Annotated in this window: 22 protein-coding genes and 1 pseudogene; 12 read left to right on the forward strand and 11 right to left on the reverse strand. The window is 71.5% G+C overall.

The features are described from left to right. Window positions 1-79 precede the first annotated feature (79 nt). The 4 genes from V6V47_RS02840 to V6V47_RS02855 all read right to left on the reverse strand — a co-directional run bounded on the left by V6V47_RS02840 (window position 80) and on the right by V6V47_RS02855 (window position 4,748). Window positions 80-1,084: an ABC transporter substrate-binding protein gene (locus V6V47_RS02840; protein WP_334626361.1), complete on the reverse strand. Its 1,005-nt coding sequence runs from the start codon at window positions 1,082-1,084 to the stop codon at window positions 80-82. Next, complete coding sequence (locus V6V47_RS02845; protein WP_334626362.1) at window positions 1,081-1,761, reverse strand: L-ribulose-5-phosphate 4-epimerase; 681 nt, start codon at window positions 1,759-1,761, stop codon at window positions 1,081-1,083. The genes V6V47_RS02840 and V6V47_RS02845 overlap by 4 nt, the downstream gene beginning before the upstream one ends. Next, entirely contained in the window at window positions 1,758-3,431 is a 1,674-nt protein-coding gene (gene araB, locus V6V47_RS02850) for a ribulokinase (RefSeq protein WP_334626363.1), read from the reverse strand. Before araB ends, V6V47_RS02845 begins: the two co-directional genes overlap by 4 nt. Before the next feature lie 102 nt (window positions 3,432-3,533). Then, window positions 3,534-4,748: an FUSC family protein gene (locus V6V47_RS02855; protein WP_334626364.1), complete on the reverse strand. Its 1,215-nt coding sequence runs from the start codon at window positions 4,746-4,748 to the stop codon at window positions 3,534-3,536. Between the two features lie 449 nt (window positions 4,749-5,197). Between V6V47_RS02855 and V6V47_RS02860 the strand changes: the two genes are divergently transcribed. Together V6V47_RS02860 and V6V47_RS02865 are read left to right on the forward strand one after the other, a co-directional pair. After that, entirely contained in the window at window positions 5,198-6,637 is a 1,440-nt protein-coding gene (locus V6V47_RS02860) for an FG-GAP repeat protein (RefSeq protein ID WP_334626365.1), read from the forward strand. 198 nt (window positions 6,638-6,835) lie between these two features. Further along, window positions 6,836-9,064: a hypothetical protein gene (locus V6V47_RS02865; protein ID WP_334626366.1), complete on the forward strand. Its 2,229-nt coding sequence runs from the start codon at window positions 6,836-6,838 to the stop codon at window positions 9,062-9,064. A 13-nt stretch (window positions 9,065-9,077) separates the two neighbouring features. On the opposite strand, the gene V6V47_RS02870 is transcribed toward V6V47_RS02865, so the two are convergent. Beyond that, window positions 9,078-9,494 (reverse strand): group III truncated hemoglobin, encoded by a 417-nt coding sequence (locus V6V47_RS02870; RefSeq protein ID WP_334626367.1) that lies wholly within the window; start codon window positions 9,492-9,494, stop codon window positions 9,078-9,080. Between the two features lie 44 nt (window positions 9,495-9,538). Between V6V47_RS02870 and V6V47_RS02875 the strand changes: the two genes are divergently transcribed. Continuing rightward, window positions 9,539-10,213 (forward strand): helix-turn-helix transcriptional regulator, encoded by a 675-nt coding sequence (locus V6V47_RS02875; protein ID WP_334626368.1) that lies wholly within the window; start codon window positions 9,539-9,541, stop codon window positions 10,211-10,213. Continuing rightward, window positions 10,210-10,647 carry a hypothetical protein gene (locus V6V47_RS02880; RefSeq protein ID WP_334626369.1) on the forward strand — a complete coding sequence of 146 codons (438 nt, stop codon included), beginning with the start codon at window positions 10,210-10,212 and terminating at the stop codon, window positions 10,645-10,647. The genes V6V47_RS02875 and V6V47_RS02880 overlap by 4 nt, the downstream gene beginning before the upstream one ends. Window positions 10,648-10,654: 7 nt before the next feature. Here V6V47_RS02880 and V6V47_RS02885 read toward each other — a convergent pair whose 3' ends face one another. Then, window positions 10,655-11,407: an SDR family oxidoreductase gene (locus V6V47_RS02885; RefSeq protein ID WP_334626370.1), complete on the reverse strand. Its 753-nt coding sequence runs from the start codon at window positions 11,405-11,407 to the stop codon at window positions 10,655-10,657. 109 nt (window positions 11,408-11,516) lie between these two features. Between V6V47_RS02885 and V6V47_RS02890 the strand changes: the two genes are divergently transcribed. Both V6V47_RS02890 and V6V47_RS02895 read left to right on the forward strand, forming a co-directional pair. After that, window positions 11,517-12,161 (forward strand): class I SAM-dependent methyltransferase, encoded by a 645-nt coding sequence (locus V6V47_RS02890; protein ID WP_334626371.1) that lies wholly within the window; start codon window positions 11,517-11,519, stop codon window positions 12,159-12,161. Between the two features lie 350 nt (window positions 12,162-12,511). Then, window positions 12,512-13,126: pseudogene (locus V6V47_RS02895) on the forward strand (ice-binding family protein); the annotation flags it as partial. Between the two features lie 55 nt (window positions 13,127-13,181). Here V6V47_RS02895 and V6V47_RS02900 read toward each other — a convergent pair. Continuing rightward, the gene (locus V6V47_RS02900) at window positions 13,182-13,553 is read right to left on the reverse strand and encodes a hypothetical protein (RefSeq protein WP_334626519.1); all 372 of its coding nucleotides are present in this window, start codon (window positions 13,551-13,553) and stop codon (window positions 13,182-13,184) included. A gap of 393 nt (window positions 13,554-13,946) precedes the next feature. On the opposite strand from V6V47_RS02900, the gene V6V47_RS02905 reads away from it, so the two are divergent. Genes V6V47_RS02905 through V6V47_RS02915 form a run of 3 tightly spaced genes read left to right on the forward strand, consistent with a single transcriptional unit; the run spans window position 13,947 to window position 16,505 of the window. Then, on the forward strand, window positions 13,947-15,290 hold the full coding sequence (locus V6V47_RS02905; protein WP_334626372.1) for a hypothetical protein: 1,344 nt from the start codon (window positions 13,947-13,949) through the stop codon (window positions 15,288-15,290). Next, window positions 15,287-15,895, forward strand: coding sequence for a hypothetical protein (locus tag V6V47_RS02910; protein WP_334626373.1), 609 nt, complete (start codon window positions 15,287-15,289; stop codon window positions 15,893-15,895). Before V6V47_RS02905 ends, V6V47_RS02910 begins: the two co-directional genes overlap by 4 nt. A 4-nt stretch (window positions 15,896-15,899) precedes the next feature. After that, on the forward strand, window positions 15,900-16,505 hold the full coding sequence (locus tag V6V47_RS02915) for a hypothetical protein (RefSeq protein WP_334626374.1): 606 nt from the start codon (window positions 15,900-15,902) through the stop codon (window positions 16,503-16,505). Between the two features lie 58 nt (window positions 16,506-16,563). Here the strand turns inward: V6V47_RS02915 and V6V47_RS02920 are convergent, their stop codons facing one another. Both V6V47_RS02920 and V6V47_RS02925 read right to left on the reverse strand, forming a co-directional pair. Further along, entirely contained in the window at window positions 16,564-19,152 is a 2,589-nt protein-coding gene (locus V6V47_RS02920) for a LuxR C-terminal-related transcriptional regulator (protein ID WP_334626375.1), read from the reverse strand. A gap of 81 nt (window positions 19,153-19,233) precedes the next feature. Then, the gene (locus V6V47_RS02925) at window positions 19,234-19,680 is read right to left on the reverse strand and encodes a hypothetical protein (protein ID WP_334626376.1); all 447 of its coding nucleotides are present in this window, start codon (window positions 19,678-19,680) and stop codon (window positions 19,234-19,236) included. Between the two features lie 139 nt (window positions 19,681-19,819). Here V6V47_RS02925 and V6V47_RS02930 point away from each other — a divergent pair, with 139 nt between their 5' ends. Next, window positions 19,820-20,659, forward strand: coding sequence for a hypothetical protein (locus V6V47_RS02930; protein ID WP_334626377.1), 840 nt, complete (start codon window positions 19,820-19,822; stop codon window positions 20,657-20,659). A gap of 232 nt (window positions 20,660-20,891) precedes the next feature. On the opposite strand, the gene V6V47_RS02935 is transcribed toward V6V47_RS02930, so the two are convergent. After that, window positions 20,892-21,422, reverse strand: a complete 531-nt coding sequence (locus tag V6V47_RS02935; protein ID WP_334626378.1) for an adenylate kinase — start codon at window positions 21,420-21,422, stop codon at window positions 20,892-20,894. A gap of 168 nt (window positions 21,423-21,590) precedes the next feature. Here V6V47_RS02935 and V6V47_RS02940 point away from each other — a divergent pair, with 168 nt between their 5' ends. Then, window positions 21,591-22,754, forward strand: a complete 1,164-nt coding sequence (locus V6V47_RS02940; protein ID WP_334626379.1) for an RNA ligase RtcB family protein — start codon at window positions 21,591-21,593, stop codon at window positions 22,752-22,754. After that, window positions 22,751-23,374 (forward strand): peptide chain release factor H, encoded by a 624-nt coding sequence (prfH, locus tag V6V47_RS02945; RefSeq protein ID WP_334626380.1) that lies wholly within the window; start codon window positions 22,751-22,753, stop codon window positions 23,372-23,374. The genes V6V47_RS02940 and prfH overlap by 4 nt, the downstream gene beginning before the upstream one ends. Window positions 23,375-23,389: 15 nt before the next feature. Here prfH and V6V47_RS02950 read toward each other — a convergent pair whose 3' ends face one another. Continuing rightward, entirely contained in the window at window positions 23,390-24,283 is an 894-nt protein-coding gene (locus V6V47_RS02950) for an alpha/beta fold hydrolase (protein ID WP_334626381.1), read from the reverse strand. Window positions 24,284-24,312: the final 29 nt, after the last annotated feature.

Below are 24,312 nucleotides of genomic sequence, written 5' to 3' on the forward strand. Positions count from 1 at the left end.
TGGAAGGCGCGGCGGGGCCGCCATGTGTGGAGGGGCGCGTCGGGGCCGCCACGGCGAGCGCGGCGACCCCGGGCGTCGATCAGTACTTACGGTTGGGCAGGGCCTCTTTGGCCTGCGCCTGGGTGAAGGTGGTCTCCTCGGTCTCGATCCGAGCCGGCACCTCCTGGCCCGCGTCGACCTTCTTGGCCAGGTCCATGAGCTGCGGGCCGAGCAGCGGGCTGCACTCGGCGATGAAGTTGAACTTGCCGTCGGCGAGGGCCTGCATGCCGTCCTTGACGGCGTCGACGGTGATGATGGTGATGTCCTTGCCGGGCACCTTGCCGGCGGCGGTGATCGCCTCGATCGCGCCCAGGCCCATGTCGTCGTTGTGGGCGAACAGCACGTCGATCTTCGGGTTGGCCCGGAGGAACTGCTCCATGACCTGCTTACCGCCCGCCCGGGTGAAGTCCCCCGACTGGGAGGCGACGATCTTCAGGTTGGGGTTGGCGGCGATCGCCTCGGTGAAACCCTTCTTGCGGTCGTTGGCGGGCGCCGCACCGGTGGTGCCCTGCAACTCGACGATGTTCACCGGCCCGGTCCTGGACTTGGCGTTCTCGACGAGCCACTCCCCTGACAGCCGGCCCTCCTTGACGAAGTCCGAACCGAGGAACGTCTTGTACAGCGACTTGTCGGCCGAGTCGACCGAGCGGTCGGTCAGGATGACCGGGATGCCGGCGTCCTTGGCCTCCTTGAGCACGGTGTCCCAACCGGACTCCACCTTGGGCGAGAAGGCGATCACGTCGACCTTCTGCTGGATGAAGTTGCGGATCGCCTTGATCTGGTTTTCCTGCTTCTGCTGCGCGTCGTCGAACTTGAGCTCGACCCCCGCGGCGGCGGCGGCGTCCTTGATCGAGGTGGTGTTCGCGGTCCGCCAACCGCTCTCCGCGCCGACCTGGGAGAAGCCGAGGGTGAGCTTGCCGTCGTCGGCGGACTCGCCGCCGGTGTCGCTGTTACCGCAGGCCGCCACACTGCCGACGAGCAGCACGGTGGCGAGAACCGTGGCGGCGGCGCGCCACGGGGCGGAGGGCGTACGCATCTTTCTCATCGGATCTCCTTGGCTGGGTGGTGTGGTTGGCCGTAGGCGGTCTGGTACCGGTGGTAGAGGGAGTCGATGTCGGCCTGCGCGATCGGCAGCGGTCGACCGAGTGCTCGGGCCAGGTGGGCGGTACGGGCGACGTCCTCGCACATGACAGCGGCCTTGACCGCCGCGCGGGCGTCCCGGCCGATGGTGAAGACGCCGTGGTTGCGCATGAGCACCGCCGGAGAGCGGTGACCGGCGAGCGTGCTGACGATGCCCTTGCCGATGTCGTCGCCGCCGATCAGCGCGAACGGGCCCACCGGGATCTCCCCGCCGAACTCGTCGGCCTGCGCGGTCAACTGGCAGGGGATCGGTTCGGCGCGGGCGGCCCAGGCGGTGGCGTAGGAGCTGTGCGTGTGCACGACACCGCCGACCTCCGGCATGGCCCGGTAGACGTAGGCGTGGGCGGCGGTGTCGCTGGACGGTGCGTGGTCCCCCTCGACGAGGACACCTTCGAGGTCGCAGACCACCATGGCGTCCGCCGAGAGCTCGTCGTAGTCGATGCCGCTCGGCTTGATGACCATCAGGTCCCGACCGGGAACACGCGCGGAGATGTTGCCGGCCGTCCAGGCCACCAGGCCGTACCGGGTCAACTCGGCGTGCAGGCGGGCAACGGTCTCGCGCAGCTCGCGTAGCTCGTTCATCCAACGACCTCCAACGTGGTCTCGTGGGTGGACCCGACGGCCGCATTGCGGATCGCGCGCAGGCGGAGCATGACGTCGTCGCCGCCACGGCCGAAGTGGTCGTGCAGCGCCCGGTACTCGGCGTAGAGGGCGTCGTACGCGCGCGCCCGGTCGGGATCGGGTCGGTAGACGGCCTCGTCCACCCGGCCCATCGCCCGCGATGCCTCGTGGATCGAGGGGTAGGCGCCCGCCGCGACGGCGGCGTGGATCGCCGAGCCGAGCGCCGGCCCCTGTGCGGAGCCGATGATGCTCAGCGGCCGGTTGGTGACGTCGGCGTAGATCTGCATGAGCAGCTCGTTGGAGGTCAGACCACCGGCGATCACCAGGTCGTGCACCGCCACCCCCGCGTCGACGAAGGCCTCGATGATCATTCGGGTGCCGTACGCCGTGGACTCCAGCAGCGCCCGGTAGACGTCGGCCGGCCGCGTGGCCAGGGTCATTCCGACGATCAGGCCGCTGAGGTCGTGGTTGACCAGCAGGGATCGGTTGCCGTTCCACCAGTCCAGCGCGATCAGGCCGTGCGCGCCGACCGGCTGGCTCGCGGCCAACTCCGTGAGGCGTTCGTGCGAGGCGACACCGGCCGGGGCGGCGTGCTCGACGAACCAGCCGAAGATGTCGCCGACCCCGCTCTGGCCGGCCTCGTAGCCCCAGGCGCCGGGACTGATGCCGCCGTCGACGACGCCACACATCCCGGCCACCTCGGCGAGGTCGGTGCCGTTGACCACGTGACAGGTGGAGGTGCCCATGATCGCCACGAGCCGCCCGGGCTGTACGGCTTGCGCGGCAGCCGCGGTGACGTGCGCGTCGACGTTGCCGACGGCCACCGCGATCCCTTCCGGCAGGCCCGTCCAGGCGGCGGCACGGGCGGTGAGCGAACCGGCTCGGGCGCCGAGGGGCGACAACGGGCCGTCCAGCTTGGCCACGAAGTCGCCGAAGCCCGGGTTGAGCGCGGTCAGGAAACCCTCCGACGGGTACGCGCCATCCTGGCGAATGCCCTTGTAGCCGGCCGTACAGACGTTGCGGGTCTCGACGCCGCTGAGCTGCCAGACGATCCAGTCCGCGGCTTCGATGAAGCGCTCCGCCCGGTGGTAGACCTCGGGGTCCTCTTCCAGGATCTGCAGGCCCTTGGCGAACTGCCACTCGGCGGAGATCTTGCCGCCGTACCGGCCGATCCACGGCTCGCCCCGGTCGTGGGCCAGGGCGTTGATCCGGTCGGCGTGCGGCTGGGCGGCGTGGTGCTTCCACAGCTTGACCCAGGCGTGCGGGCGGTCCCGCAGCACGGGATCCTCGCAGAGCGGCGTGCCGTCGGCGAATGTCGGCAGGACCGTGCAGGCGGTGAAGTCGATGCCGAGGCCGACGATCGCGGCGGGATCCAGCCCGGCGGCGGACACGGCAGCCGGGACGGCGTACCGCAGCACGTCGCGGTAGTCCTCCGGGTTTTGTAGCGCCCAGTCTGGAGGCAGGCCCCGACCGCCGGGGAGCGCCGCGCTGATGACCCCGTCGCGGTACTCGTGGACCGCGGTCCCCACCTCGGCGCCGTCGGCGACCCGCACCACCAGCGCCCGCCCGGACAGGGTTCCGAAATCGACACCGACGACGTAGCGATCGCCGGCTCCGTCCACAGAGTTCATGTCCACCTCCGCCGTTGACCGGCTCAGTGTTAACGCTCACATCCATCTACGTCAAGACATCTGCCCGCAACGGCTCCGTAACGTCGAGTAGGACCGCCCCCGCTACTGCTGGCGGGCGCCACCGGGCGGCCTCAGCTCGCCGAACGAGCGCCGCACCAGGTCGTTCGCGTCCTCCTGGTCCAGCCCGCTGGCCACCAGCAGATCGCTGGTGGTGGTGCGGACCTGGGCGACCACCACGGCACCGGAGAAGCCGACCCCCTCCCGGTACGCCCGGCCGGCCATGCACACCGCCCGCAGCGCCTGCTCCCGCGCCCGGTCGGGTTCCTTGCCGGCGGCGAACTGCCGCTGGAGCAACCGGACCGCCGCGGCCAGGTCGGACACCGCCGTCGGCAGCGGGTCCGGGACCGGCTCGCCGTCCTCGATCAGGGTCGCCGCCCGACGGATCAGGGTTCCGCTGTTGCGCATCGCCCGGTCGATCGGCTCCGCCGCGTGCGCGTACCGGTTCACCGGCCCGTGCCGGTCGTGCCAGCGCACCGGCGACAGGGTGGCGGCCTCCCGGGCACCCTGGGTCGCCTCGATGAGCGCCTTCAGCTCGTCCTTGTTGTTTCGCAGCCTGTCCAGCGCGGCACGCGCGCGAGCGGCGTCGCCCTCGGCCAACGCGCCGGCCGTGTCGTCGAGCTGGGCGACGAGCAGCGCCAGCGCCGGCTTCGCGGCCCGGTTGAGCACCCGCAGCGGATTCAGGGGCAACAGCACGGCGGTGACGATCAGTGCCACCGCTCCCCCGACGAGGGCGTCCACGAACCGCGGGATCTCCAGATCTCGCACGGCCGGACTGAGGGTGGCAATGAGCACCGCAGTCGCACCGGCCTGGAGCATCACGGCCGCGCTGCCGACCAGGAACAACGCGACGGCGATCGCCAGGATGACGACCAGGGCGAGCTGCCACCAGCCGGTGCCGATCAGCGCGAGCAGCAGGTCACCGGTCAGCACCCCGACGGTCACACCGATGATCAGCTCGATGGTGCGGCGCAGGCGCTGGCCGACCGACGCCGCGAGGGTCGAGACCGCCGAGATCGGCGCGAACACCGGCTGTGAGACGTGCAACCACTCGTGCGCCACCAGCCAGGACAGCGCTGCGGCTAGGCCGGCCTGCACGGCGAGGCCGCCAACGGCCCGTAACCGACGCCATCGGTCCCGCAGCGTGGCCACCAGACGGTCGCTCAGCCGGGCCGCGATGGCCGCCGGGCCGGCACGGGCGCTGTCGTCCGCACGAGTGGGCGCGCTCCCGCCCTTTCCGTGCCGACCGGCAGCGACCATGGCGGCACCTACCCAGCCCTCGCCGAATCAATCCTGCGATCGAGAAGTGGGCCCGAGCGGCCAGCCGGACCGGGGCTGGAGCGGGCCGATCTGGCGCCCACCGCGACAACCGGACCGAGGCCGGCGGATCGGCCGGTCGGCGGCCGCGGATTGTCCGAGTGGGGTGGCATCATGGCGCGCGACACTTCAACAGAGGGGACGCCGTGCGCTCATTGGGGTTGACGGGTATCGCCACGGTCCTTGGTGGACTCGTCGTCGCAAGCGGGACGACGAGTTCGCTCCCGCTCCGGTCCTCCGTACCCGTGTCGGTCGTCGACGCGGCGGTCGTGACCACGGCCGTGCGGCCTGATCGGCCGTCGAGGCCGACACCTCCTCCCCGCACTCCACGCGGGCGCGAGCTCAACGAGGTGCGCAGCGACTTCAACGGTGACGGTCGACCTGATCTCGCCGTGACGGAGGCACGAAAGGTCGCTGGCGAGTACCGGGGCGCGGTGCACGTGCTGCCAGGGGCCGCCACCGGCGGCTTCACCAACCTCGGCAGCCAGTACTTCGACCACGCGACGCCCGGCATGCCGACCGATGACGGCTCACCCGACCGCCATTCGAAGATCAACGATTTCGGCAGCGCGCTCGCGTCCGGCGACTTCGACCACGACGGTTTCGACGACCTCGCGATCGGCAGCGTGCACGACCGCTTCCGCATCCTGTACGGCGGTCCGTCGGGCCTGTCCACCGCCGAGGCGCGCATGTTCCGGCTGGCCGACGTGGCACCCGCCGACGACGTCCCCGGGGAGGGCGTCGTCGGTGAGAACCTGTTCGGCTACTCCTTCACCGTGGGTGACTTCGACGGTGACGGCACCGACGACCTCGTGGCCGGGGCCTCCCGGGCTGGCCTGGACTGGGCGGGTGGCGTCGCGGTGTTCCGGGGCACGCCCGGCGGGCTGAACGCCGGTGCCGCGCAGTGGATCCGGGGCGACGCGCCCGGCCTGCCGATCACCGCCGAAACGGACGGCTTCGGCGCCGTGCTGGCCTCGGCGGACTTCGACAGCGACGGCCGCGACGACCTGGCCATCGGCTTCGACCGGGACGGCCTCGGCGAGAAGTCGTTCGCCGGTTCGGTCGTCATCCTGCCCGGAGCGGCCGGCGGCGTGAGTATCGCCGCGTCGCGGGTCTTCACCCAGGACACTCCGGGCGTGCCGGACGCCCCCGAGTGGTATGACGGCTTCGGCCACGCTCTCGCCGCCGGCGACCTGACCGGAGACGGGTACGCCGACCTCGTCGTCACGGCCCGCAGCGAGGGCCTGAACAGCACCGCGGGTAACCGGGGCGGCTCGCTGACCGTGCTGCGAGGCTCGCCCGGCGGTCTCACGGTCGGCGGCGCGCAGTACTGGACGCAGCAGACTCCGGGTGTCCCGGGCAGCGACGACCCGGCGGTGCTCTTCGGTTGGGTGCTCGCCTTCGCCGACTTCGACCGCGACGGTCGGGGCGACGTCGCGGTGGCGAGTCCGGAAGAGGTGGTCGGCGGCGTCGAAGGGGCCGGCGCCATCACGATCTTCCGGGGCAACTCGGAGGGGCTCACCACCACCGGGCTCCGCAGGCTGGACGCCGCGACTCCGGGCCTTCCGACGAACCTGCGCACCCAGTACTCGTACTTCGGCAGCGTCCTGCACACCGTGCGCCAGCCCGACGGCGCCGCCAGCCTCGTGGTCGGCTTCACGAGCGCCACGGTGGCGGATCTGCAACGAGCCGGCATGGTGCTGGTCCTGCCGAGCACGAGCGACGAGTTCGGGCGACGTGCGATCACCGGCAGCGGGCTCACGACCTGGTCGGGGGTCAACCTGCCGGCCGGCCCGCAGGCCTTCGGCACCCTCGGCATCGCCCTCTCCTGACGCCCGGGAGGCGCCCGGTCGGGCCGACCCGTGTGGGTCCGCCCGACCGGGTGCCTCGCGCTATCGCCGGCAGCGCGCCGCTCCTCCCATGGTTGGGGCCGACCGGTTGGGGTAGACGCGGGTGGCGGATCGCCTCGTCGGGTCGCCCGGCAAGGGCTGCGGAGACGCCTCGGGGGGAAGTCGGATGGAGCAGCGCGGTTGAGCGGGCCAGCGATCCCCGACGAGGTCGTGGAGCTGCGGGTGCACGGGGTCTCCGGCGCGAGCGCTGGCCAGGTGTTGGACGTGCCGCGGATAACGCAGGTCGCTGGCGACCGCAGCGGAGGCTTCTACCGGACCCGCCCCCAGCCGGCGAACAGCCGCGGTGCGCGTGGGGTGACGCTCGAGGCGTACCGCTGGGGTGATCTGCCCTCCGGGACGGTGGTCCGGACGCTGTCGCTGGTGTTCCTGCTGCCTTTCATGCTGGTCAACGTGGCGGTCTGGATGCGCCCGGCGACCCCTGGCATCGACGCGGTGGTCCGCTGCCTGTGCCGCGTGCTGGCGCTCACCCTCACCGCGCTGTACGTGCTCGCGGCAGTCGGCGTGACACTGGACCTGCTCGCCTGGAAGTGCATGACCTCGCCGAGCTGCCTGGAGGGGCGCAGTTGGCTGTCCTGGTTGGGCGGGCAGCGGGACGGGCTTCGGCTGGCGGTGCTCGCGCTGGCGCCGGCCGGGGCCATCGGCCTGGTCTGGCGGCTCAGCACACGTCCCGGACGCGCGTTCGAGGCGTTTCGCGCTCCCGAGGAGACGGCTTCGGGGCATCGGCTCGGCGCGGTTGGTCGGTGGGACGCGGAGCCGCTGGTGGGTCGGCTGCGCTCAATCCACGTCGCGGCGGCGTTCGCGACACTGAGCGTCACCCTGCTCATCGCCCGGGCCGCGACCGACACCTCGATCGGCACGGTCGCGCTGACGGTGATCGGCGGGGCGGTCCTGGTCACCTGTGTGGTCCTGCTCTGCGCGCCTCCGCTGATCGACCGGAACGCCACCGATCATCGGCTGGACCGGATCGCCAGCGCGCTGCGCACGATCGCCGTGGTCCTGACCGTCGTGGTGCTCGCCCACGTGCTGGCCAGCCGAACGCCGTGGCGACAGGGGGGTGACCTGCCGGGCTACGACGCGACGCTCGCCTGCCTCTTCGTCGCCCAGTCGGCCCTGCTGGCCGCCCTGGGAGCCGTGCTGCTCTGGCGCCGGGCCCGACAGCCGAAGGGCACGCCGATGCTCGGGCTGGGAACGCTGGTGATCGCCGCAGCGGCGGTCAGTCTGGCGGTGGCGTTCTCCGCCGAGCTGGTCTACCGGGTGGCGGACTTCCTGGACCGCGACACGCCCACCGGAGAGGGCTTCGCTACCGGCCCGCCGCGGGCGTACACCTGGGCGATCTTCGGCTTTCTCCGGACGGTGCTGATCACACTGATCGTCGCGGGCCTGGCCACCCTGATCTCCCGGCGTGGCCGGCTGCGCGCCGCGGCGGCGATCGTCGCGCGCGACTTCCCGGATCCGCCGGCGGAGGCGCGGCCCCGACTGCGACAGGTGCGACAGACGATCGCCCGGGCCCGGTTCACCGAGACACTGGTGCCGCTGGGCGTGGTCTTCGGCTGTGCCGCAGGACTCGGCACGGCCACCACCACCATCGGTTTGCTGGAGCCGTACCCCAGTGACGCCGTCGAGCGGTACGCCGGGCTGCCGGCTGGGTTGATCACCTTCGCCATCGCGTTCGGCAGCTGGGTGATCGCGGCGATCATCCTCAGCCTGGTCATCTTCGGGGTCTTCGCCTACCGGACCATCGAGTTCCGGCGCCACGTCGGCGTCCTGTGGGACCTGGGTACGTTCTGGCCCCGGGCGGCCCACCCCTTCGCGCCGCCCTGCTACGCGGAGCGGGCCGTGCCGGAGCTGACCCGGCGAATCACCTACCTGGTGAGCTGCGGCAAGTCGGTGCTGCTCACCGGGCACAGCCACGGGTCGGTTCTGCTCGCCGCGACGGTGCTCCAGTTGCCGCCCCAGGTCAGCAGCCGGGTCGCGCTGCTCACCTACGGGTCACCACTGCGGCGACTCTACGGCCGGCTCTTCCCCGCCTACGTCGACGACGAGGTGCTGCACCAGATCGGCGTTCGGGTCGGTTGGCGGTGGGTGAACCTGTGGCGGGACACCGACCCGATCGGCGGTTGGATCTTCGCCGCCCACCGGCCAGCCGCGCCGGCTACCGACGCCGAGGCAGCTGACGGCGGCGATCCGGCGGAGGCGGTGGACCGCCGACTGCGCGACCCCAGCGACGTGGTGACTCCACCCGGGGACAGCGTTCCCCCGCCGATCCAGGGCCACTGGCCGTCCGAGTCCGACGAGTCGTTCACGGCGGCGGTGCGCGATTTGGTGGCCCGCCTGCGCGAGCGTCCCTAGCCGGCGAGCGTCGTCAGCACGACGCCTGCCGCGTCCCGATGGTGTGGTGTTCGCTGCCGGTGCCACCGGCGAGCCGCCGCAGCATCGACTGCGCGATCCGGCCCGCCTGCACCTTGGCCAACTCGGCCTTCGGGCCGGCGTACCGGTCGTCGATGGCCGCGCGCCACAGGGCCAACCAGCGATCGAAGTGCCGCTCGGTCAGGGGTTCGCGTCGGTTCAGGTCCGCGTGCAGACGCAAGGCGTTCCTCCGGTACGCGCCCGAGCGGAACAGCACCGTTTCCCAGAAGTCGCACATGATCGGCAGGTGCGCCGGCAGGTCCATCTTGGCCACGTCGATGAAGACCGGGCCCAGCAGGTCGTCGGCGAAGGCCCGGGCGTAGAAGTCGATCACCAGCGCGGTGATGTCGGCGCGTTCGGTGATGTCGGCCATGAGCACCTCCCTTTTTTCCGATGCCCATCGTATAAAATCGGTGCGTGACCGAACACGTGAGCTACAGCGCACTCGCCGTGCCGAGCCGACGGCAGCTCCTCGACGGCATCCGCACGGCGGACCATCCGCTCACCGTCAAGGAGCTGGTCACCCGCACGGGCATGCACCCGAACACGGTCCGTTTCCACCTCGAGGTCCTGATCGAGGCGGGCTTCGTCAGCGGCGAGCCTGGCCGGCGGCACGGTCGCGGACGTCCGCAGACGATCTACCGGAGCGTCACGCCACCGGTGCCGGCATCCGGCTACCAGTTTCTCAGCCAGGTGCTGGCGGCCCAACTCGATCAGAGTCGCGCGGGTGGGTTGGCCGAGGAGGCCGGCCGCTCCTGGCTCCGCCCCGAGGGCACCCCCGCCTCGCCCGCGCCGGTCGCCGACCCCGTCGGCGCCGCAACCACCAGAGCGCTGGCCCTCTTCACCGAGCTGGGATTCGAGCCGGTCGGCACGAGCGACTCCGCCAGCGGTCTGATCGACCTGCACGCCTGCCCGTTCCTCGACGTCGCCCGGGAGCACCCCGACGTGGTGTGCGGGATGCACCGGGGCCTGCTCCGGGAGCTCGTCGACACGACGACGCCGGACGTGGTCGCCGAGCTCGTCCCGTTCGCGCGGCCGGGCGTCTGCGTCGCCCGACTCACCCGCACCCTCGAAGGAGCCCTGCCGTCGTGACCAGGCTCAGAGAGATCACCCAGTTGGCCGTGCCGTTCCTGTGGCTGGGGATGGTCGTCGCCATCTCCCTCATCGAGGCACCGCTGAAGTTCCGAGCGCCCGGCATCACGGTGCCCCTCGGCCTCGGCATCGGCCGCCTGGTCTTCCGTACGCTCAACGCGGTCGAGGTCATCCTGCTGATCGGGCTCACGCTGGCGCTGCTCGGAGCGCCGATCGGCACGGCTCGCTGGGCGGGGATCGGGGGCCTCTGGCTGATCCTGCTCACGCAGGCGGCGGTCCTGCGGCCGCTGCTCGACCGTCGGGCCCAGATGATCATCGACGGTCAGCAGCCACCCGCGTCGTCCCTGCACCTGTGGTTCGTCGCCCTGGAGCTGGTCAAGATCGTCACACTGCTGGTGCTCGGCTGGTCGCTCGCCGTACGGCTGCTGCGCTGACCAGGTATTACTTCTTGCCGGCCTGCGGCCGCCAGTCCTCGAGTCGCGTACCGGCGAGGCGGGCACCGTCGGCGGGCACGAGCGAACGTTCGGCCAGCGTGGCTCCGAAGTACCGAGCGGTGGGGTCGGCCACCACCGTCCGAGAGTCCCGCTGCTTCGCGAGCATGGATCGGCCCAGTTCGTCCAGGCGGAACTGCTCCGGACCGGCGATCTCGACGAGCCCGTTCAGCGGTGCGCCGGCCGCGACCCCGGCGACCTCGGTCGCGACGTCGTCGGCCGCCATCGGCTGAATGAGCACCGGCGCGAGATGCACGGTGTCGCCGTCCGTCGCGGCGTCGACGATGCCCTGGAGGAACTCGAAGAACTGCGTGGCGTGCACCAGCGAATAGGGCAGCCCGGACGCGACGATGAGCTTCTCCTGGGCGACCTTCGCCCGCATGTACCCGCTCTCCGACAGCCCGTTGGACCCGACGACGGACAGCGCCACGTAGTGCCCGACCCCCGCGTCGGCCGCGGCGGGAAGGAGCGTCCGGGTGGACGTCTCGAAGAACTTCAGCACCGCGGCGTCCTCGAACGAGGGAGAGTTCGACACGTCGACGAGGACGTCGGCGCCGGCGAGTGCCTCGCCCACCCCTTCGCCGGTCAGCGTGTTCACGCCGGTCTTGGGCGACGCCGGCACCGCCTCGTGGCCCTGCGCACCCAGTCGGGCCACGAGCTTGGAGCCGATGAGCCCGCTACCGCCAATGACGACGATCTTCATGAGCGCAGCCTACGTACCCGATGGATGCCCGCGTGAAGACATCGTGCTTCATGATTGTGCGTGCCGTGCGGTTCCCGCTTCCGCAATCCCGGCGCGCCTGGAGGTCGACGTGGCCGCGGTATCCCATCCGATGTTCGCCTGGTTCTACGAGCGGCTGAGCGTGTCCATGGACCGCGCCGGCCTCGCCGAGCACCGGCGGGAGCTGGTTGCCGGCCTGTCCGGTCGCGTGATCGAGATCGGCGCGGGCAACGGCCGCATGTTCCCGCACTACCCGCCCGCGGTGACCGAGGTGGTCGCGGTCGAGCCGGAACGACGACTGCGCGCCGCCGCCGTCAGGGCTGCACCGGACGCGCCGGTCCCGGTCACCGTCGTCGACGGTCTGGCCGAAGCACTGCCCAGCGGGGACGGCGAGTTCGACGCGGCCGTGGTCGCGCTGGTGTTGTGCACCGTGCCGGAGCCGGCGGTCGCGCTCACCGAGATCCGCCGGGTGCTACGCGGCGGCGGCGAGCTGCGCTTCTTCGAGCACGTCGCCGCCGAGCACCCCGGTGGGCTGGCCCGATCCCAGCGACTGCTCGACGCGACGCTGTGGCCGACGTTGTTCGCCGGCTGCCACACGGCCCGCGACACCGCCGCCACCATCACCGCGGCCGGCTTCACCATCGAGGAGTTGCAGCGGTTCCGGTTCCCGGAAACCGGCAGCAGCCCGGCCTCCCCGTGCATCCAGGGCCGCGCCACGAACCCGATTCGTTCCTGATTCCACCCAGAACCGCACGGCCGGCCGCCGGCCCCGCCGGCCCCGCCGGCCCCGCCGGCCTTGCCTGTGTGGCGGTCGGGGCGCCCGCTCTGTCGCGGCCCCGGCGGGATGTGCGCGATCGCGGGGCCCCGGGCTGGTGAGGCTCGTAGGACCAGGGTGGCAGGAGCAACGCATGGCCCAAATTGTCCGATTCTCGGTGCCTCCGGGAGCAGAACGTGATGTGGTGGTCACCGCACGTTTTGCACTGTTTTGGCCGTTCCCGGCAGGACGCGACCCATGAAACGCCTCCTGCGAGCAGGATTCACGGAGGGTGTTCTGTGACAGCTAAACCCGATCATCGCGTTCGACGGATGGTCCTGCCGACACTGGCAGCTTCCGCGGCTGTCACGGTCGCGAGCCTGCTCTTGAGCTCGCCCGCAGCCATAGCGGCGGACGCACCGGTGGGCCTGGGAACGGCCGGCAACTTCTCCGTTCTCGCCGGGGCCGAGCCAACCAACACCGGGCCGAGCTTCCTGGGCCAGGATCTCGGTCGGTTCCCGGGGAGCGCCGCCTCGGGGTGGGGGACGGCAACCATCGGTGGCGCGATACACCTCGGCGACGCGGTCGCTCTGCAGGCGCAGAACGACCTCACCACCGCCTTCAACGATGCCGCTGGCCGCACCCCGTTCACCGTCGTTCCCTCGGAACTCGGTGGAAACACACTCAATCCCGGGGTCTACCGGGTTGGCGCCGGGCAGCTCACCGGGACGTTGACGCTCAACGCCCAGGGCGACCCGGCGGCCGTGTTCATCTTTCAAATCGACTCCTCACTGACGACGGCGTCGAACAGCAGTGTTGTTCTGATCAACGGGGCTTCCGCCTGCAACGTGTTCTGGAAGATCGGCAGTTCGGCGACGATCGGCACGGGCACGACCATGGTGGGCACCGCCATGGCTCAGGCATCGATCACGATGGCCACGGGCGCGACTCTCCAGGGCCGCGCGCTGGCCCGGACCGCCGGCATCACCGTCGACAACAACGTCATCTCGGCACCTGTGTGCGCTGCTGCGCCCGGCCCACCCGGCCCAACCGGCCCACCCGGGCCTCCTGGGCCCCCTGGGCCCCCTGGGCCACCCGGCACGCCGGGCAGCCCCGGCACCCCGGGAGCGCCCGGTAGCCCCGGCGCACCCGGTAGCCCCGGCGCACCCGGCAGTCCCGGCGCACCCGGCGCACCCGGCAGTCCCGGCGCACCCGGCAGTCCCGGCGCACCCGGCAGTCCCGGCGCACCCGGCGCTCCCGGCGCACCCGGCGCTCCCGGCGCTCCCGGCGCTCCCGGCGCACCCGGCGCTCCCGGCGCACCCGGCAGTCCAGGCGCTCCAGGCGCTCCAGGCGCTCCAGGCGCTCCAGGCGCACGCGGCATCCCTGGCCCTCCCGGTGCACCCGGCGCACCCGGCGGCCCCGGCGCACCCGGCGGCCCTGGCGCACCCGGCGGCCCTGGCGCACCCGGCGGTCCTGGCGCAACCGACCAAGGGGTACTGCCGGTGACCGGCAGCACCATGGTTCCGGCCATGACGGGTACGGGAAGTCTCCTGGTCGCTCTGGGTGGGCTGGCGCTCTTCCTCACTCGCCGTACACAGAGGTCCTGATCGGTGGCCCGGCCGGCGACCTGCCGGCCGGGCCACATTCGGTCTGCCCTCGACCCTGCCGGACAGCCGCGGTAGATAACGGACGGCTGCGTAGTCGGGTCGCGCAACCTACGTACTGACTACGGACGATCCGAGCCGGCCGGGCCGCTGCAATGGAAACATGACCAGCAACGAGGCCTCGAAGGCCAGCAACCCGGACAGCGCCGAGGCGATCGCCCGGCCCACCACCCCACCGACCGCTCCGCCTCAGCGGACCACTGCGGACGACGCGCCTGCCCGCGCGGACACCGCGGCACCGGTGCCGCCGCCGGTCAAGGCGCCCGAGCAGGCCCGGCAGTCGGAGCAGGCGCAGCGCGCCGACGGGCCGCCAGCGACAGCCGCCCCGACCGCCAAGGGCGACGCCCAGGCCGCGCCGACGACCCCGGCCCCCGCGCCGCCGACCACGATCACCGCCGACACCGTCGCCGCCCGCGCCGTGGTGCTCGACGGCGCCGACAACGGCCTGGTGCTCACCAACTTCACGACCCGTGCGTACACGATCGGGATGAACGGCGGCACCAGCACGATCAGCCTGGCGAACGACAAGCGCGCCTACACCACGATCCTCGACGGGCAGAACGGCAACCTCTGGGCGGCCAACAACGTCAACAGCCGCAGCCTGAGCGCCAATCAGGTCGACCTCGACGGCCCGAACAACCACGTCAAGTTCTGCCACAGCAAGACCCGCACCTACACGGTGGGCATCGACGGCGAGAAGAGCTCGATGGCGTTCGCCCACCCCGACACGCGGCAGTACAAGCTGCTGCTCAACGGCGTCACCGGTGACCTGTGGGCGGCGAACAACCTGAACAGCCCCAGCGTCACCGCGACCAACGTGTCCGCGACCAACGCGGTCAACTCCAAGATCGTCGCGGCGAACCAGGTCGACCTGGACGGCCCGAACAACCACATCAAGTTCTGCCACAGCAAGACCCGCACCTACACGGTCGGCATCAGCGGCGACCAGAGCTCGATGTCCTTCGCCAACCCGGACACCCGGGCGTACACCGTGGTCATCGACGGAGTGCACGGTGACATCTCGCTCAGCAACGCCGACCTGGCCGAGGAGTTCGACGTGGCCGAGGGCCACCTGCACGCGGCGATCCCCGGCGCGGTGCTGGTGATCGGCGAGAGCGGCGCGCTGGAGTTGGCCGACAAGCCGTACGACAGCGCGGTGGCCGGCGTGGTGTCCGGAGCCGGCAGCTTCGCCCCGGCGATGGTGCTGGACCGGCGGCCGGACAGCGACCAACGGCGGCCGCTGGCCCTGGCTGGCAAGGTGTACTGCCTGGTCGACGCGTCCCACGGCGCGGTTCGCCCCGGCGACCTGCTGACCACCTCCCCCACCCGGGGGCACGCCATGCGGGTGGCCGACCCGCTCAAGGCGGTCGGGGCGATCCTGGGCAAGGCGCTGGGCCCGCTGCCGACCGGTCGCGCGCTGGTGCCGATCCTGGTGACCACCTCATGACCAGCCTGCGTCAGGCGGCCGGGAAGTACCTGCGGTTCGAGGCGCCGATGACGGTACGGGCGGTCGGCGCCGAACTCGGCCACCCCACCGGATCAACCCAGCGGCTGCTGGTGCAGCTCGACCAGACGTCGAGCGAGTGGTTCTCCGGCAGCCTGCTGCCCTCCAGCGTGAAGGGCTCGGCGTGGCTGCGGCTGTTCAGCGACGGCTTCTACATGTTCGAGGGGCACGTGCACGAGAACGGCGCCGTCTCGCACAGCTGGTCGATGGTGGCCACACCGGGCTTCGTGGACGACGACGGCAACGCGTTCGTCTTCTCCGCGAAGGGCAAGGTGTCGGACAACCACAGCAGTGACGACTTCGCCGAGCACGGGCAGGATCCCCGGATCGCGCAGTACTGGGATCAGCTCACCAACGCCACGGTGAACTTCCGGTTGAGCGTCACGATGAACGTGGCGGAGCTGATCGGCAACATCCTGAAGTGGATTCCGGTGGTGCTCGCCGGAGCGGTGGTCGCCGGATGGGTCGCGTTCTTCGGCCAGCCGGGCAAGGTCCACGCCTACAAGGACGAGAACGGCACGGTGCACATGTGGAAGTCGAGGGAGTGACGGCATGACCAGCCTCCGCACCGCCGCCGCCCAGTACCTCGACATCCAGGCGCCGCTGACCCTGCGGCACGTCGGCGCGCAGGTCGGGCACCCGGCGGGGTCGACCAGGGTGACGATAGACCGGCTGGACCAGACGTTCAGCCAGACGTTCTCCGGCAGCCTGCTGCCATCCAGCGTCAAGGGCACGGCGTGGCTGCGGATGGCCAGCGACGGGCACTACTGGTTCCAGGGCCACGTCCACGAGAACGGGTTCCTCAGCCACAGCTGGAGTTTCGCCGCCGCGCCGAACGTGGTGGACCAGAACAAGAACGTCTTCGTGGCCGTCGCGACCGGGCGGGTGACCGACGAGCACAGCAGCGACGACTTCAGCATCACCGGCCACGAACCGCGCATCGCCGCCCTGTGGGACCAGATCCGGTACGCGCCGGTCACGTTCCGCCTGGACGTCACGGCCAACTTCGAGGAGCTGGCCAAGACGGTGGGGAAGGGCATCCTGACCGGGCTGGGCATCACCTTCCTGGTCGGCGCGATCAACATCCTGGGTGCCAAGGGAGCGAGCTGCCAGGAGGACTCCAACGGGAAGATCACCTGCTACACGAAGAACACCTGATGCATCCCGATCGGCGACGGCCGTGGCGCCCGAAGGCACCACGGCCGTCCGCCGTTGCTCAACCCGCCAGCCGCAACGCGCCGGACAGGTCGCGACGCGAGGTCACCGCGAGCTTGCGGTATGCGCGACCCAGGTGTGTCTGCACGGTACGCACCGACAACACCAACTGGTCAGCGATCTCCCGGTCGGACAGGCCCCGGGCGGCGAACCCGGCGATCTGCGCCTCCCGCGCGGTCAGTCCCGCCACCGCCGCCGCGTCACCGGGCGCCGTCGCCCGCAGACGGATGCGTAGGTCGACGGCGAGCCGGGCCGCGTCGGCCGTCCCCGCCTCGTCGACCAGCCGCAGGGCCTCGCCGTTCAGGTTCATGTCCACCAGCCGGTAGGCGTGCTCCAGCATCACCACCGGATTGCCACCGGCCACCGCGATGACCGCCCGACCGGCGGTGACGAGGCGCTCCGCGTCCACGTGCCCGATGGCCTCGGCGATGCGGCCCGCGTACCGGGCCGGGCCGGCGACCGGGTCCAGGTGTGCGGCGTACGTCAGGTAGCCCAGCTCCACCAGCCAGCACCCGGATGCGCGGGCGACCTCGATCGCCTCGGTCATCAACTGCACCGCCCGCGCCCGCCGGCCCGCCGCCGCGGCGACCGCTGCCCGCGCCCACGGCCCCAGCCCCGGCACCAACGCGACCGCGTCGACGGGATGCTCCCGCAGCACCGCCTCCGCCTCGTCCGGGTGGCCGTCCTCGGCCAGGGTCACCGCGAGCCAGCCGGTGGCCTCCGAGCGGAACAGCCCCTCCCCCTCGGCCTGTTGCGCGACGGCGTCCCGGAGCCGGCTGATCGCCCCGGCCCGATCGCCGCTGACCCGCTGGGCGTACCCGTCGAAGACCGACCACGCCGTGTGCGACAGCCCGGAGACCAGCGGATCCGGGGGCAGCGGCCAACGGCCGGCGGCCGGATCGGTGACCGGCCCGGTCGGGGTGGGCTGACGCCACAGCTCGGCCAACGCCAGGGCGGCCCGGGCCATCCCCCGCGCATAGGGCAGCGCCGGCGACTCCTCCCTCTCCACCGCCTCGACGAGGTCACGACCCACCCGAACCGCCTGCTCGGTGCGGCCGGTCAGCACCAGCGCGGCCACCGACGCCAACGTCGCCCGCAGGTGCGCCCCCGGCGGAGGTGAGCCCCGCAGCAGGTCCCGCGCGCCGTCGAGCGCCCGCGCCGTCTCGCCGCCGAACAGGTGGACCAGCACGGCCACCGCCGCGGCGTCCGCCCGGCCGACTGGGTCGCCGGCCTCCTCGGCGTACGCGCACAACCGCCGCAGATCCTCGTACGCCCGGCGCGGCTCACGGCCGACCCAGGCCCGGTGCCCGGCGAGCGCGACCCCCACGGTCACCCGGGCGGCCCGGTCGCCGCTCGCCTCGGCGTCCCGTTCGGCCGCGATCAACGTCTCGTACGCCTCAGCGGTGCGGCCCTGCTCGACCAGCGCGGACCCGAGCGCCACCGCTGCCGCCGCGCCCCCACCGCGCTCCCACGCCCGCCTGGCCAACTGCTCCGAGGCGGCCGGATCGGCGTACAGGCAGAGGTTCGCGGACCGCACCAGCTCCTGCGGCCCGACCGGCTGCCCGGCGTGCACCGCCCACAGGGCACTGGCCACCGCGTGCGGACCCCTGGTCGTGGTGCGCCGGGTGCTGGCCAGCAGCGCGGCGGACACCCGCTGGCGGCGAGCCGGAGTCATCCGACGACGCACCGCGGCGCCGAGCATCGGGTGGCGCAGCCGCAGGAGGATCTGCTCGTCACGCTGCTCGCTGCGGACCATGCCGAGCTCTTCGAGATCGGCCACCAGATCGGGCGACGCGGCCGCCTCCACGACCGACAGCGGCAGCGGCCCGCCGAGGGCGAGGGCGGCCAGCGCATCTTCCCCGGGACGGCCAACGCGGTCCAACTCCCGGTCGAGCAGGTCGGCCACCTGCGCCGGCACCGCCAACCCCGCACGCCACCGCCACTGGCCGGTGTCGCGCACCAGCGAGCCATCCTCCCGCCCGTGGTCGATCAACGCCGCCGCCAGTTGGGGCAGCCCGCCGGACCATTGCCACAGCAACTGGGTGGTGGATCGGCTGACCGGGCCGGACAAACGCTCCTCGGCCAGCGAGCCGAGAGCGTCCTCGGCCAGGGCTGGCACCAGCAGCCGGGGCAGGCCGGCGTCCTTCCAGAGCGCGACGACCGCGTCGGGCACCGGGCCGCCGGACCGGACGGTGACAAGCGCACGGACCGCGCGGGCCTGCACGAGACCGAGCAGCACCCCGGCCGACGGCCCGTCGAGCAGGTGGGCGTCGTCGATGACCAGGACCGGGGTACGGCCGGAGCCGCACTGCTCGGCCAGCGCCGCCAGCACCGTGCTGTGCACCAGAGCCGGGTGCAGAGCGGGGTGACCACCGCTGAGGAGGCGGCCGAGCGCGCCGAACGGCACCCCCTTGCTCGCCTCGGTGGCGGTGATCCACATATCGGCGAACAGCCGGGACGGGAGGTCGGCGACGACCACCCGAGCCAACGCGGTACGCCCGACGCCCGCTGGGCCGATCAGCACGGCGCCGTCGGCCCGCACCAGCGCGGTGCGGGCCTCCACGACCAAGCCGTCACGCCCCGTGAGCATGACGGGATTGTGGCCTAGCCGCTGGCCAGCGACGATCACCCATCCGACAGCTGTCGCGCTACCGTCAGTGACCCGGGTCGGTCACCCGGTGATACCCAACTCCTGCATAACCTCGGCCTCCTGCTCGTGCGAGAGGTAGAGCAGGATCTGCGGCTGGCCATCATTCAGCCGTACGACGTAGGTCTGGGCGAACTGCGCGCTGACGGGCGTGCCCTCGGGCGGGTCGAAGTCCAAGGTCCACAGTGCCGCGACGAGCACGTAGCCCGGCGCCAGGTCGAGCACCTCCAGGACCGTCACGTCAGCACCGGTCAGGCCGAACTGCTCGGTCATCGCCTGCTGCCGTTGGTCGAGCGCGGCCCGGAACGTGTCGTCGTTGGTGATGGCGGTAGCCGTACCCGGATCGCCCTCGATGTAGGTCTCGGCGTAGCTGGCGGCGACGGTCGCGTTGTCGCCGGTCTCGACGGCCCGCGCATAGTCGTGCAGGAATGTGGTGATCGAGTCGCGCACGTGTGCTTCGACAGGCTTCATGTGCAGTCCTCTCGGGTGCCCAAGGCCGTCATTATGTCAGGCATTGCCCTGCTCGACCGCCCGCGCTGGGGGCGCCGAGTGGCCGATCGTCTTGTTCGGCCCGGACCGGGCGGGCAAGACTTGGCACATGCTCGCCTCGATGGATGGCTCCAGAGCGCAGACACTGCTGCGGACGGTTACCCACCCGGCGGTCTGGTCATTGCCGGTGATGGTGCTGTTGGTGATCGCGGCCATGCCGTTCAACGACGGTTTCTACAACTTCTGGGTCAACTACGACGCGCAGGGCGGCGTCCAACAGCAGGAGCAGATCTATGCGACGCGGATCTTCCGGCACACTTCCGGTGTCCTGTGTGGACAACTTCTGGCACTGCTGGCCGGCGTCTCCCTCGCCCGCCGCTACGCGCACGCGGCCGCCCTGGCGATAGCGGTCCCACTCGCGCTACTCCTGGCGGGCGTGACGATCGCGGTCGCGTACCCCCTCGCCCAGGCCCGCGAAGGCATCTTCCTGACCACGCCGCCCCTCGACGATCCTGTCCTGGTCCGGGTCCTCCTGTGCGAGCTGGGTGCCTACCCGCTCTTCGCCGCCGCTGGTGTCGGCCTCGGTGCGCTGCTCGGCGAGCGTCTGCGACGACGCCGAGTGCGTTTGCCGCTGGCGATCCTGCTCGTCCTGGGCTGGTCCGTCGCCGTCATGACCGGTCTGCTGCAGGACGACCGTTTCGGCGCACCGACCGTGCTGTTGTGGACGGTTTCCCCGGTCGCGGCGGGCACCGCGATCGCGCTGGCTGGCCTGTCGATGGACGTCTGGAGCGCACCGCCCGTACTGGTGGGCGACTGGGGGCGCGGCGCCAGCACGGCGCTACTGGTGAGCACGTCGGCGTACGCCCTGGGGCTGAACCTGCTCGCCGTCCTGGCCGAACGCCGCCGGCGGGGCGACGGGGCACCCACTGGCCCGGGCCCGGCGAGTTCCCGCCGGGCTTGAAACGATCGTTGGCAGCTCACCAGTGCGGCATCCGCGGCCGCTGTCCTGGCCAGGCCCGCCCCGGTGATCAAGAGGTTTGCGTCAGCCGAAGCCCGAAGCCTGACCGAAACCTCTTGATCACCAGGATGGGCTGAGGTTGTGACGGGCGCGGCGGAGGGTATCGCCGGCTCGCCCCATCCCAGGATGTCCGCCACGCGACGCCACTCTCGGCGGGAGTCCGCACCACCGGCGCCTAAGGGCGGGGCAGGTTGGTCAGCCAGGCGTCCAGGGCTGCCGGGGTGTTGAACAGCAGCACCGGCGGACCGGACGGATCGGCCTGCCAGGCCCGCATCCGTCGTCGGGCCCGGCCGAACGCGCCGATGTGCCAGACCAGGATCGAGTCCGCGGACAGCACGCTGCCCAACGACTCGCGGTTGCCGTTGCAGATCTCCTCACCCGTCACCAGTCGACGCGCGGTGCGCCGCAGCAGACGCCAGAAGGAACACCACCGCGGATAGTCCAGGCCGATCACCAGGTCGGCGCGGGCCAGCGGTACGTCCCGCCAACCGTGGTACGCCCCGTCGATGATCCAGCGATCGGTTCGGCAGATCGCCTCGACCCGGCTGCGCTGCTGCGCGACCGGCACCTCGACCCAGCCCGGCTGCCAGAGCAGGTCGTCGACCGGAGACCACGGCAACCCGAAGTGCTCGGCCAGCCGTGCCGCCAGGGTGGTCTTGCCGGCGCCGTACACCCCGTAGATCAGGATGCGCCGTGGTGCGCTCATCGCGGCAGCGTACAAACGACGACCAAATTCGCTTGCCGCGCACGGCGGGCTCGGAAATAGTGCTGTCCATGACGTACTGACGGACACCTCCCTCGCTTCGAGGCCCCGTGGCTCAGCCCGGTGGCCCGACCTGTCGTCCGTCCCTGCGTCCGTTCAGAATGGGCCTCGTTGTCTCAGCAGCACCCCACCCCTGCCACCGTCACCGTCTTTGCCTCCCCGACGAGCTGGGTCGAATCCACTGCCCTCGACCAGTGCCGGCAGGTGGCCGCCCTCGACGGGATGATCCACGTCGCCGCCATGCCGGATCTGCACCCGGGCAAGGGTGCACCGATCGGTGCCGCCATGTCGTCCACCGTGCTGTACCCGTTCCTGGTGGGCTCCGACATCGGCTGCGGGATCGCCGTGTTCCCCGTCAAGCTCAAGCGTGTCGTACCGGAGCGGCTCGCCGCCCGATTCCCCGACCTGGACCGGGCGTTGGACCTCGACCAGGACGCCGACGACCCGGCCTGGGCCGTCCTGTCGGGTGACGTCCCGGCCGGCCACCTGGAGGGGCTCGGGACGGTGGGCCGGGGCAACCACTTCGTCGAGCTCGCGCGCGTCGAGACCGTGTTCGCGGCGGAACACGCGAGTCGACTCGGGCTGGACGCCGGCGATCTCGTCCTCATCGTCCACAGTGGTTCTCGCGGTCTCGGCGAGCGAATCCTGCGGGCACACACCGAGGTCCACGGCGCGGGCCCCGCCCCCGATGCCGCCGCCTACCTGGCGATGCACGACGAGGCCGTGCGGTGGGGCTCCCTCAACCGGCGGTTGATGGCGGCCCGGGTCGCGCACGCCCTGGGGGCGGAGCCGACCGAGCCGATCGTCGACGAGTGTCACAACCTGGTCGAGATCCGCGATGGGATCTACCTGCACCGCAAGGGGGCGGCACCGGGCGACGGCCGGGACGTGCTCATTGCGGGTACGCGCGGCACCGCCTCCTACCTCGTGGCTGCCCACGCCGGCCCGGAGGCCAACTACTCCGTGGCGCACGGCGCGGGCCGGAAGATGTCGCGCGCCGACGCGCTACGCCGGGGCCGGGCCAAACACACGGTCGAGGAGCTGCGTCGTACGGCGGTGGGGTCGCTGGTCGTGTGCGGCGACCGCCAGTTGCTCTTCGAGGAGGCGCCGACGGCGTACAAGCGCATCGAGCAGGTGATCGGCGACCTCGTCGAGCACGACCTGGCCACGCCGGTGCTCAGCACGACTCCCCTGGTCACCTACAAGACGCCCGACCTGGGGTCCACGGGCCGACCGGACCGTCGGGACCAGCGGCGCAAGCGGGGTCGGGCATGAGCGTCCACCTGCTGCTGTCCGCCGGCCGCGGCCCACAGGAGTGCGCCTGGGCGTTGGCTCACCTGCTGCGTCGCCTGGAGAGTGACGCCATCCGGCAGGGCCTGACGACCCGGCGGGTCGAGGCCGTGCCGGGTGACCGGGCCGGAACGTACCGGTCGGTCCTGGTCGAGATCTCCGGTGCCGACGTCGAACCGTTCGCCGCCTCGTGGACCGGGACGCTGTGCTGGCAGGCCCCGAGCCCGTACCGGGCGAGCAAGGGCCGCAAGAACTGGTACGTCATCGCCGAGCGGCCTCAGCGCGACGCCCCGGTCACGGCGTTCGCGGAGGCGGATGTCGAGATCGTCGGCTGCCGGACCGGCGGCCCCGGCGGGCAGCACCGAAACAAGGCCAGCACAGCGGTACGGGCGACGCACCGTCCCTCGGGCATCGTCATCGTGGTCGACGAGGAGCGGCAGTTCAGCCTGAACCGCCGCATCGCCCTGCAACTGCTGCGCCAGCGCATCGAGCAGGGCGACGAGGCTGCCCAGCGCGCCGTCACCACCGCCCGCTGGCGCATCCACGACGACCTCGTCCGTGGCAACCCCACGCGCGTGGAACGCCCGGGAGCGCAGCCGGGGTAGCGGGCCGGCAGCGAGTCAGACCTGCAGCACCGCGTCCGCGAAGGCCTGGGGCGCCTCCTGCGGCAGGTTGTGCCCGATGCCGCCGCTGATGGTGCGGTGCTCGTACTGGCCGGAGAACTGCTTGGCATAGACGCTGGGGTCCACGTGGGGTGCGCCGTTGGCATCGCCCTCGAGGCTGATCGTGGGCACCTTGATTTTCGGTTTTCCGGCCAGCCGTTTCTCGACCTCGTCGTACTGCGGCTCGCCCTCGGCGAGGGCCATTCGCCAGCGATAGTTGTGCACCACGATGCTGACGTGGTCGGGATTGTCGAACGAGGCGGCGCTGCGGTCGAATGTCGCGTCGTCGAACTTCCACTCGGGTGAGGCCGTCTGCCAGATCAGTTTTGCGAAGTCGTGGCGATTCTTGTCGTACCCTTCCCGGCCGCGTTCGGTGGCGAAGTAGTACTGGTACCACCAGGCGAGCTCGGCCTTGGGGGGCAACGGCGCCTTACCCGACTCCTGGCTGGCGATCAGATAACCGCTCACCGAGACCAGGCCGTCGCAACGCTCGGGCCACAGCGCGGCCACGATGTCGGCCGTTCGGGCGCCCCAGTCGAAACCGGCCAGCTTCGCTTTCGGTACGTCGAGGGCGTCCATGAGGGCGATGGCGTCAGCGGCCAGCGCCGCCGGCTGCCCGTTCCGCATCGTGTCGCCGGAGCGGAAGCGCGTCGTGCCGTAACCCCGCAGGTGCGGCACGATGACCCGATAGCCGGCGTCGGTCAGCAGAGGCACGACGTCGACGAAGCTGTGGATGTCGTACGGCCAGCCGTGCAGAAGCAGGACGGCAGCACCATCGGATGGGCCGGCATCAATGTAACCGACATTGAGTACGCCGGCATCGATCTGTTTCACGTCGTCGAACAACGCCATCGGCTGCTCCTTCTGCTCGAACTGCGGCT

The organism is Micromonospora sp. CPCC 205539, assembly GCF_036906815.1.
In the GTDB taxonomy this organism is placed as follows: Bacteria; Actinomycetota; Actinomycetes; order Mycobacteriales; family Micromonosporaceae; genus Micromonospora.

Excerpts from the sequence above, each read along its gene's own strand:
- prfH (WP_334626380.1), top strand. The coding sequence starts at position 22,751 with ATGAGCGTCCACCTGCTGCTGTCCGCCGGCCGCGGCCCACAGGAGTGC.
- V6V47_RS02845 (WP_334626362.1), bottom strand. The coding sequence starts at position 1,761 with ATGAACGAGCTACGCGAGCTGCGCGAGACCGTTGCCCGCCTGCACGCC.
- V6V47_RS02930 (WP_334626377.1), top strand. The coding sequence starts at position 19,820 with ATGGATGGCTCCAGAGCGCAGACACTGCTGCGGACGGTTACCCACCCG.
- V6V47_RS02935 (WP_334626378.1), bottom strand. The coding sequence starts at position 21,422 with ATGAGCGCACCACGGCGCATCCTGATCTACGGGGTGTACGGCGCCGGC.
- araB (WP_334626363.1), bottom strand. The coding sequence starts at position 3,431 with ATGAACTCTGTGGACGGAGCCGGCGATCGCTACGTCGTCGGTGTCGAT.
- V6V47_RS02920 (WP_334626375.1), bottom strand. The coding sequence starts at position 19,152 with ATGCTCACGGGGCGTGACGGCTTGGTCGTGGAGGCCCGCACCGCGCTG.
- V6V47_RS02885 (WP_334626370.1), bottom strand. The coding sequence starts at position 11,407 with ATGAAGATCGTCGTCATTGGCGGTAGCGGGCTCATCGGCTCCAAGCTC.
- V6V47_RS02840 (WP_334626361.1), bottom strand. The coding sequence starts at position 1,084 with ATGAGAAAGATGCGTACGCCCTCCGCCCCGTGGCGCGCCGCCGCCACG.
- V6V47_RS02910 (WP_334626373.1), top strand. The coding sequence starts at position 15,287 with ATGACCAGCCTGCGTCAGGCGGCCGGGAAGTACCTGCGGTTCGAGGCG.
- V6V47_RS02950 (WP_334626381.1), bottom strand. The coding sequence starts at position 24,283 with ATGGCGTTGTTCGACGACGTGAAACAGATCGATGCCGGCGTACTCAAT.
- V6V47_RS02925 (WP_334626376.1), bottom strand. The coding sequence starts at position 19,680 with ATGAAGCCTGTCGAAGCACACGTGCGCGACTCGATCACCACATTCCTG.
- V6V47_RS02855 (WP_334626364.1), bottom strand. The coding sequence starts at position 4,748 with ATGGTCGCTGCCGGTCGGCACGGAAAGGGCGGGAGCGCGCCCACTCGT.
- V6V47_RS02905 (WP_334626372.1), top strand. The coding sequence starts at position 13,947 with ATGACCAGCAACGAGGCCTCGAAGGCCAGCAACCCGGACAGCGCCGAG.
- V6V47_RS02870 (WP_334626367.1), bottom strand. The coding sequence starts at position 9,494 with ATGGCCGACATCACCGAACGCGCCGACATCACCGCGCTGGTGATCGAC.
- V6V47_RS02915 (WP_334626374.1), top strand. The coding sequence starts at position 15,900 with ATGACCAGCCTCCGCACCGCCGCCGCCCAGTACCTCGACATCCAGGCG.